Below are 18084 nucleotides of genomic sequence, written 5' to 3'. Positions count from 1 at the left end.
CTCAGACCTTCTCGAAGCTGACGCCTGCGACATGCGGATCACGAACCGTCACGCCGCAGCCGGCGAGATCGTCAAGCGTCCAGAGTCGTTCGCTGTTCAAATGGGGTTGCGATACCAGGGTTTTCCCGTCGCTGCGCACACCACCTGTGGCGCGGACGATTTCGGACAATTCCCACCCGTCGAAGATCTCCAGGAAGTTCTGACCGGTGTAGCGTTCCGGCTCCTGCAGATACATCCGCTCGCACCAGTCCGAGCACAATGCGTGCTTGCGACCGCCGTAGGAGATGATTCGAGTGGTGATGGACGAGTTCCGCTGCACGTCATGCTCTTCGGTTTTGCGCAGGCTCAAGAGCGGCGACTGACAGACACGGCAGATATGCAGGACCTTGCCGAGCTCGATGAGGTGCTCAACCGGGCTCGTGCGATTGCCCGGATCCTCGACACCGATCTCCCGCCACCTGTCGAAGGTGGATCCGATCGAGGTGTACCAGCCCGGGTAGTGCCTCTCGAACCATTCCTTGTCGGTGTCGTTCGGCAGCTCGAGGCGGTAGCCGAGGAACGGCCACAGGGCATAGGCGATGCCGAAGGAGTCGTGGTGGGCCCAATACGCGTCGCGGCTCGCATCGGCCAGGTTTCTCGGTGAGTCCAAACCGAACTTCGAGAACCTGCCCATCCAGATGCCGCCCCAGTCCTCGATTACCCAGTCGTTCCAGGTCTGCGCCCACGGTTCGGCGCGGTTGACCGCGCCATACTCGAAGGCCCGTCCGACCATCGAACTGAATCCGCGGTGCTGGATCCAGAAGGCGTTCTCGAGGTCGGTCTGCAGGTACTGCATGTTGTGGTCGTTCTCGATGACCGAGACGATCGTCTGGTAGCCATTGGCCATGTGACGCAGCTCGTCGGACTGAATCGAGAGAAACACGGTCGGGGTGACCTCATCACCGTTCGCGGCGGCCCACTCGGTCATTGCGACCACGAGCGGGTTCGTGAAGCACGCCTCGGCAACCATCTGGAGGTTGAGCGAGATCAGCACCGGATCGCCGGAAACGAAGGTCTCGCATGCCTGTTGGCGGTTGTTTCCGAACAGCGGGTTGCCATGACGGTGACCGCGGGCACCGGTGAATCCGGCCGGATCGTAGTACTGGGAAGCGAAGTACTTCTTCAGATAGCCAAGCTGGTTCGTGTGGCGCACTTCGTCCTCGACCTGCGCGAGGTACCCATTGCGTTGCTCGGGTGATTTCACGGCGTCCAGCAGCACGGCCGAGCCGCCGATCGACGCGTACTCCCCCAGCTCGAGGAAAGAACTGACGAACTTCATCGACTCGGCCCACCGCGGTTCGATCCGGCTGCCGGCCTGAAGCCGAGCGAGACTGTCGAGCAGGGAGCCGTACTGGCGGTCGTCCTTCTCCGTCTCCATCCGACAGTACTCGCCGACGATCAGCTTGAACTGCTCCCTGGTACCTCCGTCGAACTGGTACTTCGTCGGATACTTCGACCGACCCCCCGGAACCTCCCACCCCATGTCCTGGATCCAGCGGTGCACATCCTGGGCGCCTACCTTGATCTCGCTCTGGGTATAGCCGCGCGGAACGGGGGCCATCGAGTCTCCTTGTTCATCGGCGGCGGGCAGACCAAAGGGGAATGGTAGGCGCCGTGAGCGCGGCCGTTAATTGTTTGGCTCGCGCTGAATCGAACGAAGACCGATGGAATACGTTGTTGCAGAATCGGGTTCGCGCGCGCTATTAGCACATGTCGTGCAATTCCGCGCTTCGACCGTCGCGTCGAGCGTCAACAAGCCAGGAGAACGATCCGGCGAAACTCGCTGGGGCAAATGGCGTTTCCCACTTATCGCTCACCTTCAGCCTCTTGCAATCAGGGTGAGCCGATTTCTCCCGCCACCGGTTCCGCCACCCGGTACAGGCGCCACGTCGGCTGGCTGTCTCCGTCGTTGGGGATCTCGAGTTCCAGTGTGGCGATGTCGGCGCCCGTGTCGAACAACGTCGGATAGCGCACGTTGAGCGCATCCGAAACGCCCCATCCCTTCGGTGGCACGGCCAACAGGTATTCGACACCGGTCTCGGTGGGATCGTTGAGCAACGCCGTGAAGTCTGAGTCCGACGGCACCACAAAGGTTTTCGGCTTGGTCGAGGCGGCCACAACGGCGAAGCCGTACACGGTGTCGACGATCACAGAGCTCTCCGGCAGGTCGAGGCCGTCGAGATACCGGGCGATCTTGCGTTCGGTGGAGAAGGTGGCCGCAATGCTGCGCTCGACCGCACTGCGATCGCTCAGCGCATTCTGGTTCGGACGCAGAACCGCTGCGAGGGCGTGCGGTGGTCAGACATCGGCGTCGTCATTTCTCCGCGTCGTCATTTCTCCGCGTCGGATTGGCCGTCCGCGTCGGCGTCGGGCTGGTTTGTCAGTCCGTGAAAGGTCTTCCCCATTGAAGGGATTTGCCGGCGCGTGCTTGCTCTATAAATAACAATCCCCCGAACACCAGACGTGTCGGGGGATTGTCAGTCTGCTCGCGCAGATAGCTACTACTTGGCCTTCTCGAGGATCTCGACGAGCCGCCAGCGCTTGGTGGCCGACAGCGGACGCGTCTCCATCAGAGACACCCGGTCGCCGATGCCGGCAATGCCGTTCTCGTCGTGCGCCTTCACCTTGGTGGTGGTGCGGATGATCTTGCCGTAGAGCGGGTGCTTCACCCGGTCCTCGAGCTCGACCACGATGGTCTTCTGCATCTTGTCGCTCACCACGTAGCCGATGCGGGTCTTGCGACGCGCGCGCGGCTTCTCGGTGCGCGGCGTGTACGCCGGACCCTTTGTTGCCTTGTCTGCCATTACGATTCCTCACCAACGGGTCCGGAAGCCAGACCCAGCTCACGTTCGCGCAGCACGGTGTACACGCGCGCGATCTCTTGACGGACGACCCGCAGCCGGCGGTTGTTGGCCAGCTGGCCGGTCGCCATCTGGAAGCGCAGATTGAACAACTCTTCCTTGGACTCGCGCAGCTTGTCCTTCAGGTCGTCGTCGGTCAGCTCACGCAGCTCGCCCGGCGTCACTCCCACTGCCATCAGAACTGCTCCTCTCGGGTAACGATGCGTGCCTTGATCGGCAGCTTGTGGATCGCACGGGTCAGAGCTTCCCTGGCGACCTTCTCGTCCGGGTAGCTCAACTCGAACAAGACCCGGCCCGGCTTGACGTTGGAGATCCACCACTCCGGCGAACCCTTGCCGGAGCCCATGCGGGTTTCGGCCGGCTTCTTGGTCAGCGGACGGTCGGGGAAGATGTTGATCCACACCTTGCCGCCACGCTTGATGTGCCGGTTGATCGCAATACGGGCGGACTCGATCTGCCGGTTGGTGACGTAGGCGTGCTCCAGTGCCTGGATGCCGTAGTCGCCGAAGCTCACCGAAGTACCGCCGCTGGCGATGCCGCGTTGCCGCGGGTGATGCTGCTTGCGGTGCTTGACCTTACGGGGAATCAACATGGTTCAGCTCTCCGTGCTTTCCGTGGTCGGCGGGGTCGCCTCAGCTGCGGCACCGGCCGCGGCCTCGGTTCCCGTCGTCGCCTCCGCGACAGCGGGCGCCTCTTCGGCACCCGACGCGGCGCGACCGGCCTCGGTGCTCGTCGCGGTCGTACCCGATGCGCCACTGCGACGCGGACGGGTGCCCGACGGGCGCTCGCGGCGCGGACGATCGGCGCCTGAGGGAACGGCGGCGGTCAGCTCGCGCTTGCCACCGACGATGTCGCCCTTGTAGATCCACACCTTCACACCGATGCGGCCGAAGGTCGTCTTCGCCTCGTACAGGCCGTAGTCGATGTCGGCGCGCAGCGTGTGCAGCGGGACGCGACCCTCGCGGTAGAACTCCGAGCGGCTCATCTCGGCGCCGCCGAGGCGGCCGGAGCACTGCACCCGGATGCCCTTGACGTTGGGCTGACGCATCGCCGACTGGATGGCCTTGCGCATCGCGCGACGGAATGCCACACGGTTGCTCAGTTGCTCGGCGACGCCCTGCGCCACCAGCTGTGCCACCGACTCCGGGTTCTTCACCTCGAGGATGTTCAGCTGCACCTGCTTCTTGGTCAGCTTCTCCAGGTCGGCGCGAATGCGATCGGCCTCGGTGCCGCGGCGACCGATGACGATGCCCGGCCGGGCGGTGTGGATGTCGACGCGGACCCGATCGCGGGTGCGTTCGATTTCCACGTCGGCGATGCCGGCGCGCTCGAGACCGGTGGCCAGCAGCCGGCGGATCGCAACGTCTTCCTTGACGTAGTCCTTGTACTGCTTGTCGGCATACCACCGGGACTTCCAGTCGGTGGTGATACCGAGCCGGAAGCCGTGGGGATTGATTTTCTGGCCCACTAGTGCGAGCCTCCCTTCGCTTCGTCAGAAGCCTTTTTCGCCGGAGCCTTCTTGGCAGCAGCCTTTTCAGCCGTCGCCTTCTCAGCGGTCGCTTTCTCAGCCGTCGCCTTGTTAGCCACAGCCTTCTTGGCCGGAGCCTTTTCAGCCGTCGCTTTCTTCGCCGGAGCCTTGGTTGCGGGCGCCTTCGTCGCCGCGGCCTTGCTGCCCTGCGCGCGACGCGAACGCGTTGAGCTGGCCGATTGACCGCCGCCGCGCTCGCCACGCGGTGGGCGGCTTTCGACAATCACCGTGATGTGGCTGGTGCGCTTGCGGATTCGGAACGCACGCCCCTGCGCGCGTGGCCGGATGCGCTTGGCCGTCGGGCCCTCGTCGGCATAGACGGTGGCGACCACGAGCGTCGAGGGATCCAGCCCGTCATTGTTTTGCGCGTTGGCGGCGGCGCTCGCGATCACCTTGGCGACCGGCTCGCTCGCGGCCTGTGGCGCCCAGCGCAAGATGTCCAGCGCTTCGGACACGGGCTTGCCGCGCACCAGGTCGATGACCCGGCGCGCCTTGGACGCCGAAACGCGGACGAAGCGGGCCTTCGCCGTCGCGGTCGGGTATTCGAGTTCTGTGGTGGTCATCGGCTTCTCCTGGATGCGCCGTTCACTGCGTTCACCGGCGCTTGGCCTTCCGGTCATCCTTGATGTGACCCTTGAACGTGCGGGTGGGTGCGAACTCGCCGAGCTTGTGTCCGACCATCGCCTCGGTGACGAACACCGGGACATGCTTGCGGCCGTCGTGCACCGCGAAGGTGTGCCCGATGAAGTCGGGGATGATGGTCGACCGGCGCGACCAGGTCTTGATGACCTGCTTGGTGTTCTTCTCGTTCTGTACGTCGACCTTCTTCAAGAGATGGTCGTCGACGAACGGACCTTTCTTCAGGCTGCGTGGCATCGGCTACTCCTACCGGTGGTGCTTCTTGCCGGTGCGCCGGCGTCGGACGATGAGTTGGTCACTCTGCTTATTGCGTTTACGGGTACGGCCCTCGGGCTTGCCCCACGGGCTGACAGGGTGACGGCCGCCGGAGGTCTTACCCTCGCCACCGCCGTGCGGGTGGTCAACCGGGTTCATCACGACACCACGAACGGTGGGGCGCTTGCCCTTCCACCGCATGCGGCCTGCCTTGCCCCAGTTGATGTTCGCCTGCTCGGCGTTGCCGACCTCACCGACGGTGGCGCGGCAGCGCACGTCGACGCGGCGGATCTCACCGCTGGGCATACGCAGCGAGGCGTAGGCGCCTTCCTTACCCAGGAGCTGGATGCCCGCGCCTGCGGACCGGGCCAGCTTGGCGCCACCGCCGGGCCGCAACTCGACTGCGTGGATGACGGTACCTGCGGGGATGTTGCGCAGCGGCAGGTTGTTTCCCGGCTTGATGTCGGCGTTCGGGCCGGCCTCCACGACATGCCCCTGGCGCAGACCCTCGGGGGCGATGATGTAGCGCTTCTCGCCGTCCAGGTAGTGCAGCAGCGCGATGTTGGCGGTGCGGTTCGGGTCGTACTCGATGTGAGCGACCTTGGCATCGACGCCGTCCTTGTCGTGCCGACGGAAGTCGATCACGCGGTACGCGCGCTTGTGTCCACCGCCCTTGTGCCGGGTGGTGATTCGACCGTGCGCGTTACGACCGCCCTTGCCGTGCAGCGGACGCACCAGCGACTTCTCCGGCTCCGTGCGAGTGATCTCGACGAAGTCGGAGACGCTTGCACCGCGGCGACCGGGGGTCGTCGGCTTGTACTTGCGAATTCCCATAACTCTTGTCTCTCAGCTTCTCTCGCTAGGCCGGTTGCTGCCCGAATAGGTCGATCGGCTTACTGCCGGCGGCCAGGGTGACTATGGCGCGCTTGGTGCTCTTCCGCGTCCCGTAACCGGCACGGCTCCGCTTGCGCTTGCCCTGGCGGTTGGCGGTGTTCACCGACGCGACCTTGACCTTGAAGATCTTCTCGATGGCGATCTTGATCTGGGTCTTGTTCGAGCCAGGGTGAACGACGAACGTGTAGACGTTGTCCTCGATCAGGCCGTAGGACTTCTCGGAGATGACCGGCGACAGGATGATGTCGCGCGGATCGGTGATGGTCGCCATCAGGCCGAAACCTCCTCGGCAGTCTTGGTGTTGGCGCTGATGTAGGAATCCAGTGCCTCAACGCTGAACACCACATCGTCGGCGTGCAGCACGTCGTATGTGTTGAGCTGGTCCGGCGAAAGCACGTGAACGCCGGGCAGATTTCGCACGCTCTTGGCGCCGGCTTCGTCGCTGCGGCCGATGACGAGCAGTACCTGCTTGCCCTCGACAAGCGTGGCAAGGAACGCCTTGGCGCTCTTCGTCGACGGTGTCTGACCCTCGATGAACTCGGTCACCGCGTGGATGCGGCCGTTGCGCGCCCGGTCGGACAGTGCGCCGAGCAAGGCGGCGCGGATCATCTTCTTCGGGGTCCGCTCGCTGTAGTCGCGCGGCTTCGGGCCGTGCACGACGCCGCCACCGGTGAACTGAGGCGCCCGCGTCGAACCCTGACGGGCGCGACCGGTTCCCTTCTGCCGATAGGGCTTCCGCCCGCCGCCGCGGACGTCGCCGCGGGTCTTGGTGGAGTGCGTGCCCTGTCGGGCCGCCGCCAGCTGCGCCGTCACCACCTGATGCATCAGCGCGATGTTCGGCTCGACGTCGAAAAGCTCGGCAGGCAGCTCGACGGAGCCGTCCGTCTTGCCAGCCGGTGTATGGACGTCAATCTTGACGGTCTTGGTCGCTCCGCCAGACTTGCTGCTCGCGTCCGCGGTCACTTCTCGCTCCTTTTGATTGCGCTGCGGACAGTCACCAGTCCGCCGTTGCGACCGGGGATGGCGCCCTTGATCAACAGCACGCCGTTCTCGGCATCGACCTTGTGCACCAACAGGTTCTGCGTCGTGATGCGGTCGCTGCCCATCCGGCCCGACATGCGGGTGCCCTTGAAGACACGGCCCGGGGTGGCGCAGCCGCCGATCGAACCGGGACGGCGATGAACCGCCTGGGCGCCGTGGCTCGCGCCCTGGCCCTTGAAGCCGTGGCGCTTCATGGTGCCCGCGAAGCCCTTGCCCTTGGAGGTGCCCGTCACGTCGACAAAGGCGCCGTCGCTGAAGATCTCGGCGGTCAACTCCTGGCCGACCTCGTACTCCGCTGCGGCGGTCTCGTCGTCGAGCCGGAACTCGGCGATATGACGGCGCGGGTTGACACCCGCCGCGGCGTACTGCCCGGACAGGGGCTTGTTCACCTTGCGCGGGCTGATCTCGCCGTAGGCGAGCTGCACCGCGCTGTAGCCGTCGCGTTCCGGTGTACGGATCATCGTGACGACGTTGGGGCCGGCCTTGACGACCGTCACGGGCACGACCTTGTTGTTCTCGTCGAACACCTGCGTCATGCCCAGCTTGGTGCCCAGAATGCTCTTTCTAGCCATTTCTCTTGGGTCTCCTACTGGATATTGACGTCGACACTGGCCGGCAGATCGATGCGCATGAGAGCGTCAACGGTCTTCGGCGTCGGGTCGAGGATGTCGATCAGCCGCTTGTGGGTGCGCATCTCGAAGTGCTCCCGCGAGTCCTTGTACTTATGCGGGGACCGGATGACGCAATACACGTTCTTCTCGGTCGGCAGCGGCACTGGACCCACCACACTTGCGCCGGTACGGGTGACCGTTTCCACGATTTTGCGCGCAGAGGCGTCGATCGCCTCGTGGTCGTAGGCCTTCAGCCTGATGCGGATCTTTTGTCCCGCCACGCTTCTCCTACCTCGCTCCTGCTTCGTACTTCGGCCGGCCCGTTGAGGACCTGGTCCCAGCGCTTCGTCCGCGTGGCTAGCCACACGGTCACAGCGCTGGTGTTGCCGCCGCTGTTTACCTGTCTGAAGTTCACCGGTCCCCGCGCTCGGGTGTGTCGCCCGCACGCACACTCCGCCTCGACGGAAATCCGCCATTGTCGAAGTTGGCACCGGATGCGCCCGTTTGGGCGCCGGTTGTGTGCCCGGCCAGGCGCAAACCCGGCGCAGAGCAACCCGACCAGTATGCCCTATCTCGCGGGTTGCTCCAAATCCCTGGCCATGGGGTTGCCGCCCTGGCAGGCGGCCCTCACACCACCGTAGCGGCCGAGCCTTCTTACTCCCGAGTAAGGTAGCCCGCCATGGCACCTGTGACCACCACGTACAAGATATGGAAACGCCTCGCCGGACGTCCCGGCGGCACCCGCCTGTTCTCGACGGCCGCGATGGCGCGGGTGCCTTATTTCGCATCGATCGTCCCGCACGTCGTCCGGATGGAGCCGGGCTTCGCCGAGGTGACGGTGCCGAAATGGTTCTTCGTCTACAACCATCTGCACACCGTGCACGCGATCGCGTCCTGCAATGCCGCGGAAATGGCGATGGGCATGATGATGGAGGCCACAGCGCCGACCAGCCACCGCTGGATCCCGAAAGCGATGGCGGTGCGCTACGGTGTTATCTGGACAATTGCCTAGCTTCTTGCTGGTGAACACCGAAACTGGCTCCCCGAAATCGGGCATCAGATCGGCTACTTTCCGATCATGCGGGTCGTTCGCGTAGCGGATCCTGGTGTCGATGAGCCGGCGGTGCAGCTGGTCGACGGTAATGGCGAGGTCGTAGAGGACGTCGCAGCGTTCTTGCGTCTGCTGACGGTTCGCCGGTTCTCTCCCAACACGGTGCGGGCGTATGCGCACGACCTGCGGAAGCTGATGCTGTTCCTCGACGAACGTGGGCTGACGCTGCAGGATTTCACTCCGGCGCGCGCAGTGGATTTCCTGGCGACGTTGCGCCACATGCCGTCGAACCGGCGTGCTCAGCGGCTGGACCTGGCCGCGACGGTGGACGGTGGCCGGTTGTTGTCCGCGCGGACCTGCAATCGGATACTCGCGGCGGTCTCGTCGTTCTACGAGTTCCTGATCACCTGCGAACGCTATGGCGGTCGAGCGAATCCCATTCAGAAGCAGGCGGATCCGGCTGCGAGGCGCGCCGTCGCACGATGGCGTCCACCACTGATGAACTCGAGTAGGCAGGTCCCGGTGCGCCGCACGCTACGGGTCAAGACCGTCGAGGCGCTGCCCCGACCGATCTCCGACGAGACGTATCGAGCGTTGATCTCGGTCATGCGCACCAAGCGCGACCGCGCCCTGCTGGAACTCATGCACGAAGGCGGACTGCGTCCCGGTGAGGCGCTCGGCCTTCATCTGGAAGACATTTCTTATGGACGCCGACGGGTCACCGTCCGATTCCGGGACGGCCACCCGAACGGAGTGCGGCAGAAATCCCGCCGAGAACGAGTGGTCGACCTGCTGGAGGGCCGGGCATTGCCAGCGATCAACGACTATGTGCTGCGCGAGCGGCCGCAAGATGCGGACACAAGCCTGGTGTTCCTCGTGGGTGGCCGGGGCAAGCGACGCGACCATCCGCTCAGCTACGACGGCATGGTGCGGATGTTCGCCCGCGCCGCGGACCGCGCTGGCGTCCGAGATCCGTGGCTTACTCCCCATGCCCTGCGTCACACGCACGCGACCCGCATGTTCGAGGGCGGAATGCGCGAGCTGACTCTGATGGCCCGTCTTGGACACGCGAGTCCGGATTCCACCAAGATCTACACCCGCATCAGCGACCACGAGGTCGCGGAGGACTACCGCCAGGCTCTGGAAGCGAGGGACGCGTGAATACGGTTGCTGCGCTGCCATCACCGGACTCTGATCCCGGAAGGCGTTGTCGGCATTGCGAACCCGGAGAGTACGAAGAGTTCCTCGCCAACAGTGTTTGGCGTGAAGACCGTCGTCGCCGACTCCTGGGCAAGCAACGCCGGTTCGCCAAGGCCTACCCGGATCTTGACGCGTGGATGGAGCTGCCGCTGCAAGTTCGGTTGGGCTGGCGCAACAACGAGACCCAGTCCCGCCGCACCCGCGATATGACCAGGAGCGATGTCGCCACCGACTGGGTCAACTTCAATGCCCGGCACTACCTGTTCTATCTGTCGCTTACGGGACGGCTTCGTCTGGACTGGGGCTGGCTGCTTGGCATCGGGGTGCTGAAGCCCTGGACGGTCGCTGAGAGCCTCAAGCTTCCGTTGTTCGAGCAGGCAGACGCTCTCGCCGCCAGGCATCGCGAACTCGGGCTCGCCACCAAGCCGTGTCGGCACGGGGTGCACTGGGGCGTGGCGCGGTTGGTCCTCCACCGCGCCGACCCTGACCTGTCCACACTCACCATCGGCGACGTCGAAGGTCTGCGCGAGGCTATCCGCAGCGCGGCGACGATCCCCGGCATCCCAGAGGTGCTCGGGGCGAGGCTCGATACAACCCGGCTTCAGTGGAGTCACCGAGCATTCGCGACCGGCGTCGCGCTCTACCACGCGGGCGTGATTGACGAACTCCCCAAGCGTGAGGTGACGCGGCCACGCGTGCCGTTGAGCACCGTGCCGCGTATCGCTGGGGTGATGAATCGCTATGTGGCAGAACGGTCGCTGATCGACGCGAAGTCGTCGGTGGACCAGACTCGCGCGGCGTTGCATCGGCTGTCGAGGTGGCTGGCTGAGGAACGTCCCACCGTGGAAAGCCTTGCGGAGCTCACGCGCCCGGACCTGCTGGACTTCCTCACGTGGATGACGAACCAACGCAAGCTCAAGCACCCAGACCAAGAACTGTCGGTTTCGTATCGCAAGATGGTTGCCTGGCAGATCAATGCTTTCTTTCGCTACGGCTTCAACGCCGAGTGGGAGGACATGCCCGCCCGCCCTCCGCTGTCGACGGCCGACATCCCTCGGGGCGTGCAGAAGGTGCCGCGTTACATCCCCGAGCACGAGCTCGAACCGCTGATGGACGGTATCCGTGCGCTGGAATGACCGCTGCAGCGGTGTGCGTTGCTGATCGCCCGCTGGAGTGGAGCCCGACGCACCGAGATCCGCAAGCTGCATCTCGACTGTCTCGATACCTACCCCGACGGCACCCACCGAATCCGCTTGGCTGCAGGTAAATCTCGCAAGGAACGTATCGTCCCGATTCATCCCGAGGCCGCGGCCGCGATCGAGGAGCTAGCTGCGATCCGACGCCGGCAAGTCGACCGCGCGGTCTTTGATCCTGAGCTCGGTAGACCGGTTCGTCGGTTGTTCCTGCACAACGGTCGCCTCGCCAGCTCGGATTACCTCTTCGCATTCCCGCTGCAACGCGTGTGCACGGAGCTCGGCCTGCTCAAAGACGACGGCAAGGCCGCGGTACACGCACACCGGTTCCGACACACGCTCGGCACAGAGCTCGCCGGAAAGGGCGCCAAGACCTTGACAATCATGAAAATCCTCGGACACGCGAGCGCTGGCATGTCGCTGACGTATGCCCACATTTCCGATCCGGTCGTGCTCGCCGACTACAAGGCCGTTCTCGAGCCCGGCGCGATTCTTGCTGGGCCACAGGCAGATATCATCCGCGCGGGCCGACTCGACCAGGAATCACTGGACTGGCTGAAGACGAATTTCTACAAGACCGAACTCGAACTCGGCCACTGTCTGCGCCTGCCGCAGGAAGGCCCTTGCGAGTGCGATATCTACCTGACCTGTCCCAAGTTCCTGACCACGCCGAAGTACGCCCCACGGCTCCGCGAACGGCTTTGCATGGAACAGACACTCGCAGCCGACGCCGAGACCCGCGGCTGGGTACGCGAGGTTGAACGTCACGAACGTACGGCAGATCGCATTCGTAGCCTGCTCCTCGACCTCGGCGAACCCGCCGAACCCGATTGTCCGTAGCGGCGGTCTGTGACCGTCACCGACGTTGACTGTGGTCAAGTCATGGTCACGCCCGGGGTTTCGCATGGGCGCGGATGGGCCGTGCCGCGACCGTGGTGAAGGGCACGATCATCGGGAATTCCGCGTCTATGGAGTGGATTTCGGTGCACCGGATGATGGTGGCCAGCGCGAGGGTGGCTTCGAGGATGGCGAAGTGGTCGCCGATGCAGGAGCGCGGCCCGGCGCCGAAGGGTAGGTATTGCCAGCGGTCGCGGCCCGCAGAGTTTTGTGGGCTGAACCGGTCGGGGTCGAAGGACAGCGGGTCGTTCCACAGGGTGGGGTCGCGATGGAGCGCGTAGATGCCGACGACCAGCATGGTGCCGGCCTCGACACGGTGGCCGCCGACTTCGATGGCGCGCATGGCTGTCCGTCCTGTGGCCGCCGCGGGTGGGCACAGCCGAAGCGCCTCGTGCAGCACCTGAATGGTGTATCTGAGGGCCGGAATGTCTTCGGGTGTCAGCTCGCGATCCCCGATCCCGATCACCTCGGCGCGGACCTTGTTCTGCATATCGGGGTGGCGGCCCAGCGCCCACAGTGCATAGGTCAGCGCGGTGGCTGTGGTGTCGTGGCCGGCGGACATGAATGCGACGAGCTCGTCACGAATTTCGTCATCGGATAGTGCCCGCCCGGTGGCGGGGTCGCTGGCCGCGATGAGCGCTTGCGCCAGCGGTGCGCCTCGGGTCGGGTCGGCGCGGCACGCCTGCAGGATCTCATCCGCGAGTTGGTGCAGCGTGTCGCTAGCGGCGCGAGCACGATGGCGCGCCGGGGTCGGCAACCATCGCGGGGCGCGTAACGGCCGCAGAGCCCGATCAGCGATGTACTTCGTCGTGACCCGCAGCGGCTCGGCGATGGCGTCGGAGTGGTTGTCCAGGTCGAGTCCGAGCACCGAGCGGCCGAGCGCCCGCAGCGTCAGCCTGCGGCATTCGGTGTCGAGGTCGACCTGGGTGCCGTCGACCCAATTGTCGGCGACCGTTTGCGCGGCCTGCGCCATGTGCCCGCCGAATTCGCGGACGTGGTGCTTGGTGAAGATCGGTTGCAGTGCCCGTCGGCGCGGCAGCCAGGGTTCGTTGGTGAGGTCGAATAAGTTCGGACCGAGCAATTGGCGCATTTCGTGGTGCATGCGCGTCCTCTCAACATATTCCCCGCTGCGGCCAAGGATGTCGCGGGCCCCTTGTGGTGAGGTGGCCACGACGACCGATGGCATCAGCCATTTAGGCCCGAGCCTGAGCCGTGTTACCGGACCACCCGCATCGCGCAACGTTTCTAGCCCGGTGTGGAAAGCCCTGATCGCCATCACCTGCTGGCGATACGGCAACGGGTTCACCGGCGCCAGGGGCAGCTCATTCAGGGTGACCTTTTCGATTGTCTCTACCATGGCCTTCCTCCAATTCAGTTGAATCGACTATCCGGCGGCCACACTGCAAGACCATCGGCCAGATCGCGTATTTGCCGCAGAGGAGGGTCGTAGATATACGCGCATGCGCTGATGTTTTGCGGTACGGATACCCCCACGCTGGCTAGCATGAGCGAAACCGAGTGGAGCGATCTTGCCGTGAGTGGGCTACCTACCGGGACCGTGACGTTGCTGCTGGCCGACGTCGAGGGCTCGACGCGGCTGTGGGAGACGCAGCCGGATCAGATGACGGTCGCGATCGCGGTGCTGGACGGCACGCTGGCCGAGCTGCTCACGCTATACAACGGTGTGCGGCCGGTGGAGCAGGGCGAGGGGGACAGCTTCGTGTTGGCGTTCGCGCGGGCCAGCGATGCGGTGGCGTGCGCGCTGGCGTTGCAGCGGGCGCCGTTGGCGCCGATACGGCTGCGAATCGGATTGAATACCGGCGAGATCCAGCTGCGTGACGAGGGCAACTACGTAGGCCCGACGATCAACCGGACCGCACGGCTGCGTGACTTGGCGCATGGTGGCCAGACGGTTCTGTCGGGTGCGACGGAATCGATGGTGATCGATCACCTGCCTTCCGACACGTGGCTCACCGACCTCGGCACCCACGCGCTGCGTGACCTGCCGCGGCCGGAAAGGGTCGTCCAGTTGTGCCATCCAGATATCCGAAACGAATTCCCGCCATTGCGTACCTCTGATGTGGTTGGTGCACAAAGACTTCCGAGCCAGCTGACGAGTTTTGTGGGCCGTGTGGAGCAGATCGAAGAAGTGCGTCGACTCTTAGCCGATAACCGGCTGGTGACGTTGACCGGTGCGGGTGGCGTCGGTAAGACACGCCTTGCCGTGCGCGTAGCGGCCGGCCTGGATGACGAGGTCTGGTACGTCGACCTCGCGCCCCTCGCCGACGCCGATGTTGTCCCAGTTGCAGTGATTCGGTCACTCGGCCTGCCGGATCAACCTGGTCGATCGGCATTGGATACGCTGCTGCGTTTCGTCGATGAACGTCGCGCCCTGATCGTGCTGGACAACTGCGAACATCTGCTTGACGCCTGCGCGGATCTGATCGTCGCGGTCCTGGATGCCAGCGAGGGCGTAACGCTGCTGACGACAAGCCGTGAGCCGATCGGGATTCCGGGCGAGGTGACGTGGCGGGTGCCGTCGCTGTCACCCGAAAACGAGGCGGCCGACTTGTTCGCCGACCGTGCCCGGTTGGTGCGGCCGGACTTCAGCTTGACCGACGACAACGCCGGCTCTGTGATCGAGATCTGTCGGCGGTTGGACGGTGTGCCCTTGGCCGTCGAGCTTGCGGCCGCGCGGGTGCGTGCCTTGTCGTTGGCGGAGATCCTGGACAGCCTTCATGACCGATTCCGGTTGCTGACAGGCGGTTCGCGGACGGCGGTCCGTCGGCAGCAGACACTGCGCGCATCGGTGGACTGGTCGCACGCGTTGCTGACAGAGCCCGAGCGCGTGCTGTTTCGCCGATTGGCTGTGTTCATGGGCGGATTCGACCTCGACGCAGCGCAAGCCATCGCCGGCGGAGGCGATGTCGAGCGTTATCAAGTCCTGGACTTGTTGACGCTCTTGGTCGACAAATCATTGGTGGTAGCCGAAGCCGACAGGGGGCGAACGCGATACCGGTTGCTTGAGACGGTGCGCCAGTATGCGCAGGAGAGACTCGGCGAGTCGGGTGAGGCCGATGACGTCCGGTCGCGTCACCGCGACTACTACTCGGCGCGCGCCGCGTTGCTCGATGAGCCAAGACTACCGGGGCATGAAGCGCTGATCGATGAGGCTGAGAACGAGATCGATAACCTGCGAGCCGCATTCGCGTGGAGCCGCGAAGAATCTGATGGCAACCGTGCGTTGCGGCTGGCATCGGCGCTCTACCCAATGTGGTTTGCGCGCGGCCGGATCCAGGAAGGTCTGGCCTGGTTCGACGCAGTCTTCACGGACGAAGCCGTCGATCGCTTTGATCTCGAACCTGCGGTGCGGGCGCGGGCCCTCGCGGACAAGGCCATGCTCACCGCATGGACAGGCGCACCGGATAGGGCGGCCCACGCCGACCTCGCGGTGGCAGCAGCGCGTGAGCTCGAAGACCCGGCTCTCATCGGTCGCGCGTTGACGGCTCGTTCCTTCGTCGGGGCGTGGAACGCTGACCTCGTTGGGCCCGATCTGGTTCAGGCGATCAACTTGAGTCGCGCAGCGAACGACCCGGTTGCCGTCGCCCAGAACCTTGCGGGGCAAGCGTATGCCGCGATGATCGTGGGCGACCCGCGTGCGGCCCGGACAGCCGCGGAGGCGGGGCTGGAACTTGCCGACTCCATCGGCGACGGATTCCATTCTCGGACATGCCGGATCTGGCTGGCTTGGTCAAAGATGGTCTGCGGTGACTTGGCCGGCGCCGCCGCCGAATACCGCTCCGTGCTGGCGGACGCAGACGCAGCCCATGACTTTATGTGGCTGGCCGGCGGCCGGACGGGGCAAGCACAGGTGCTGGCGCATCTCGGTGAGGTCGACGCTGCCCGCGCTGCGGCCGAAGACAGCATCGAGAGCGCTGGCCAGATCGGCGAGCTTTTCGAAGGGGGCGCGCATTTCGGCGCCGTAGAGGCGGCGCTGGCCGCCGGTGACCCGGCTGCTGCGAAGGACCATGGCCAGGCCGCAACGCAGCTCCTCGCGGGTCAAAGCGCTGCGCTCGTGGCTGCCCTCCGGCTCGGCGACGCCGCACTGGCCCTTGGTGACGTAGACGCGGCACGCGGCGATGTCGATCAAGCCGTCTCGGCGACGCACGGATGGCACAACATCGTCGCTCTGACCACGCGAGCCCGTATCTCATTGGTAGATGGCGAGCCTGATCGGGCCGAGCGCGACGCGCATGACGCGCTGGCGTGTGCCGTCGGACTCGGGATGGAGCTCGCTATTCCAGACATTCTCGAGTGTTTGGGGGCGGCCGCGGCAGAGGTCCGCAGCTATCACGAAGCGACACGCCTTTTGGGGGCTGCACATGCGATTCGGCAGCGAATAGGAGCTGTCCGATTCAAGATTCACGATGCAACCTATGAAGGCTGGGTAGCGACGATCCGTAACGGCCTGGACGAGAATGACTTTGATGCCGCATGGACAGAGGGCGCGGCGTTGTCGACCCAAGACGCAATCGCATACGCACAACGCGGTCGAGGTGAGCGTAAGCGTCCGCCGAGTGGTTGGGCGTCGCTTACCCCGACCGAGCTGGATGTGGTGCGGCTGGTGAGTGAGGGTCTGGGCAATAAGGACATCGCCGCACGGCTCTTCGTGTCGCATCGCACGGTTCAGACGCATCTGACGCATGTCTATACGAAGCTGGGCCTGACTTCGCGGCTACAGTTGGCGCAGGAAGCTTCACGCCGGGCCTGAGAGCTAGGAATGAAGCGTTGCGTCAGACAACCGAGTAACCATCACTGTGAGACGCGATGAGCGACACGCCCGACGAGCAGACGGATTTTGGATCGCGAGGGCCTTCAAAGAATCGCAAATTGTCCAGATAAACATAGAGAAGGCCACCACGTCGCTGCGGGCGCAGGCCAGGCTGGATCCGCCCGACTTCGCGGCGATCACCGACGGCGTCGAGCTGGTGATCCCGGTCAGCGTGAACGACAAGGTGGGCACCGAGGTGGTGCATGCGGACATCACCTGCTGGGTGACGCCCGCCAACTGACGCCCAAACCAACGTTTGGGCGGGGATTTGCGAGTAGATCCGCGCAAAACGTCGATCTCGATGAGCCTTTGGCCCGAAACATATGGCGCATGTCCGTCATACCTGTGCCCGTCGCCGGGGAGCGCCAAAGCCTTCTCGAGTTTCTGCGGTTCCATCACTCGGCATTACTGGCGGTGTCGCACGGACTGACAGACGAGCAGGCCCGCAGCACACCGACAGTCAGTACGCTCTGCATCGGCGGACTCATCAAACACGTGACGGTTGTCGCGTACGCGTGGACGCAGCAGGTAGTGATGGAAGCCGAGCAGTTACTGGATGCCCCGTGGTCGCTGGTGGGGATGATGTCGCACCGCGAGGAACAGCACGAGGTGCGCGACGACGAGAGCCTGTCCGAACTGCTCGCCGCGTTTGGCGCCAGACCGCCGAGACAACTCGCGTGTTCTCCGATACCGACCTCGACGCGCCCATGGTCGTGCCCGATCACATCCGGCGCGTCTGCGAGAACGCGCACTGGACGGCGCGCTGGGCGCTGATGAACATCAACGAGGAGATGGCGCGTCATGCCGGGCACGCCGATCTCATCCGCGAGTCGATCGACGGTGCAACGATGTTCCCGCCGCGCAGCTCCGGGTCGACGACCGCTAGTTGACTCTGCGCTGACGGCGCCGGCACCTCAGGCGGATTCATACGGTCAATGCAACATCTATTGATTTGGGAGGTTGCAATGCCGAGTGGATATCCGTTCTCCAAGTCGGTTAAGCGGGAGTTTTTCGACCGGATCTGTCGCGGTGAGGCATCAGGAG

General features: G+C 64.6%; 19 protein-coding genes and 3 pseudogenes. 8 read left to right on the top strand and 14 right to left on the bottom strand.

The window, feature by feature from the left end; translation table 11 throughout:
- Position 1: 1 nt before the first annotated feature.
- From QOC76_RS04850 to rpsJ, 13 genes and pseudogenes are all read right to left on the bottom strand, one after another.
- Entirely contained in the window at positions 2–1600 is a 1599-nt protein-coding gene (locus QOC76_RS04850; RefSeq protein ID WP_526354750.1) for a ferritin family protein, read from the bottom strand.
- A 272-nt stretch (positions 1601–1872) separates the two neighbouring features.
- Positions 1873–2331: pseudogene (locus QOC76_RS04845) on the bottom strand (ABC transporter); the annotation flags it as partial.
- Between the two features lie 209 nt (positions 2332–2540).
- Entirely contained in the window at positions 2541–2843 is a 303-nt protein-coding gene (gene rpsQ, locus QOC76_RS04840) for a 30S ribosomal protein S17 (protein ID WP_526354748.1), read from the bottom strand.
- Entirely contained in the window at positions 2843–3076 is a 234-nt protein-coding gene (gene rpmC / locus QOC76_RS04835; protein ID WP_526354746.1) for a 50S ribosomal protein L29, read from the bottom strand. The genes rpsQ and rpmC overlap by 1 nt, the downstream gene beginning before the upstream one ends.
- The gene (gene rplP / locus QOC76_RS04830; protein WP_526354744.1) at positions 3076–3492 is read right to left on the bottom strand and encodes a 50S ribosomal protein L16; all 417 of its coding nucleotides are present in this window, start codon (positions 3490–3492) and stop codon (positions 3076–3078) included. Before rplP ends, rpmC begins: the two co-directional genes overlap by 1 nt.
- Before the next feature lie 3 nt (positions 3493–3495).
- A complete protein-coding gene (gene rpsC, locus QOC76_RS04825) occupies positions 3496–4368 on the bottom strand; it encodes a 30S ribosomal protein S3 (RefSeq protein ID WP_526354742.1) in 873 nt (290 codons plus the stop codon).
- Complete coding sequence (gene rplV / locus QOC76_RS04820) at positions 4368–4991, bottom strand: 50S ribosomal protein L22 (RefSeq protein ID WP_526354740.1); 624 nt, start codon at positions 4989–4991, stop codon at positions 4368–4370. Before rplV ends, rpsC begins: the two co-directional genes overlap by 1 nt.
- A 31-nt stretch (positions 4992–5022) precedes the next feature.
- Positions 5023–5304: a 30S ribosomal protein S19 gene (rpsS, locus tag QOC76_RS04815; protein ID WP_010908582.1), complete on the bottom strand. Its 282-nt coding sequence runs from the start codon at positions 5302–5304 to the stop codon at positions 5023–5025.
- A gap of 9 nt (positions 5305–5313) precedes the next feature.
- Positions 5314–6156 (bottom strand): 50S ribosomal protein L2, encoded by an 843-nt coding sequence (rplB, locus tag QOC76_RS04810; RefSeq protein ID WP_526354738.1) that lies wholly within the window; start codon positions 6154–6156, stop codon positions 5314–5316.
- 25 nt (positions 6157–6181) lie between these two features.
- The gene (gene rplW, locus QOC76_RS04805; RefSeq protein ID WP_526354736.1) at positions 6182–6487 is read right to left on the bottom strand and encodes a 50S ribosomal protein L23; all 306 of its coding nucleotides are present in this window, start codon (positions 6485–6487) and stop codon (positions 6182–6184) included.
- Entirely contained in the window at positions 6487–7179 is a 693-nt protein-coding gene (rplD, locus tag QOC76_RS04800) for a 50S ribosomal protein L4 (RefSeq protein WP_526354734.1), read from the bottom strand. The genes rplW and rplD overlap by 1 nt, the downstream gene beginning before the upstream one ends.
- On the bottom strand, positions 7176–7829 hold the full coding sequence (gene rplC / locus QOC76_RS04795) for a 50S ribosomal protein L3 (RefSeq protein ID WP_526354732.1): 654 nt from the start codon (positions 7827–7829) through the stop codon (positions 7176–7178). Before rplC ends, rplD begins: the two co-directional genes overlap by 4 nt.
- A 14-nt stretch (positions 7830–7843) precedes the next feature.
- A complete protein-coding gene (rpsJ, locus tag QOC76_RS04790; RefSeq protein WP_003883485.1) occupies positions 7844–8149 on the bottom strand; it encodes a 30S ribosomal protein S10 in 306 nt (101 codons plus the stop codon).
- A gap of 398 nt (positions 8150–8547) precedes the next feature.
- Between rpsJ and QOC76_RS04785 the strand changes: the two are divergent.
- The 4 genes and pseudogenes from QOC76_RS04785 to QOC76_RS04770 form a co-directional block, all read left to right on the top strand.
- Positions 8548–8856: pseudogene (locus QOC76_RS04785) on the top strand (DUF4442 domain-containing protein); the annotation flags it as partial.
- Between the two features lie 90 nt (positions 8857–8946).
- Complete coding sequence (locus tag QOC76_RS04780; RefSeq protein WP_526354730.1) at positions 8947–10080, top strand: site-specific integrase; 1134 nt, start codon at positions 8947–8949, stop codon at positions 10078–10080.
- The gene (locus QOC76_RS04775; protein WP_526354728.1) at positions 10077–11255 is read left to right on the top strand and encodes a hypothetical protein; all 1179 of its coding nucleotides are present in this window, start codon (positions 10077–10079) and stop codon (positions 11253–11255) included. The genes QOC76_RS04780 and QOC76_RS04775 overlap by 4 nt, the downstream gene beginning before the upstream one ends.
- An 18-nt stretch (positions 11256–11273) precedes the next feature.
- The gene (locus QOC76_RS04770) at positions 11274–12152 is read left to right on the top strand and encodes a site-specific integrase (protein ID WP_526354726.1); all 879 of its coding nucleotides are present in this window, start codon (positions 11274–11276) and stop codon (positions 12150–12152) included.
- 46 nt (positions 12153–12198) lie between these two features.
- On the opposite strand, the gene QOC76_RS04765 is transcribed toward QOC76_RS04770, so the two are convergent.
- Positions 12199–13566: a cytochrome P450 gene (locus QOC76_RS04765; RefSeq protein WP_526354724.1), complete on the bottom strand. Its 1368-nt coding sequence runs from the start codon at positions 13564–13566 to the stop codon at positions 12199–12201.
- Positions 13567–13713: 147 nt separating this feature from the next.
- Between QOC76_RS04765 and QOC76_RS04760 the strand changes: the two genes are divergently transcribed.
- The 4 genes and pseudogenes from QOC76_RS04760 (at position 13714) to QOC76_RS04745 (ending at position 17930) form a co-directional block, all read left to right on the top strand.
- Entirely contained in the window at positions 13714–16980 is a 3267-nt protein-coding gene (locus tag QOC76_RS04760) for a helix-turn-helix transcriptional regulator (RefSeq protein WP_526354722.1), read from the top strand.
- A 46-nt stretch (positions 16981–17026) separates the two neighbouring features.
- Positions 17027–17281: a DUF4442 domain-containing protein gene (locus QOC76_RS04755; RefSeq protein WP_526354720.1), complete on the top strand. Its 255-nt coding sequence runs from the start codon at positions 17027–17029 to the stop codon at positions 17279–17281.
- An 89-nt stretch (positions 17282–17370) separates the two neighbouring features.
- A pseudogene (locus tag QOC76_RS04750) lies at positions 17371–17685 on the top strand (mycothiol transferase); the annotation flags it as partial.
- Positions 17604–17930: a mycothiol transferase gene (locus QOC76_RS04745; RefSeq protein WP_526354718.1), complete on the top strand. Its 327-nt coding sequence runs from the start codon at positions 17604–17606 to the stop codon at positions 17928–17930. The pseudogene QOC76_RS04750 and the gene QOC76_RS04745, both read left to right, overlap by 82 nt.
- Positions 17931–18084 lie beyond the last annotated feature (154 nt).

The sequence above is a fragment of the Mycobacterium sp. genome (assembly GCF_032159565.1).
Lineage (GTDB): Bacteria > Actinomycetota > Actinomycetes > Mycobacteriales > Mycobacteriaceae > Mycobacterium.
The sequence above is the reverse complement of the archived record's forward strand: the minus strand, read 5'-3'. Positions and strand labels throughout refer to the sequence as shown.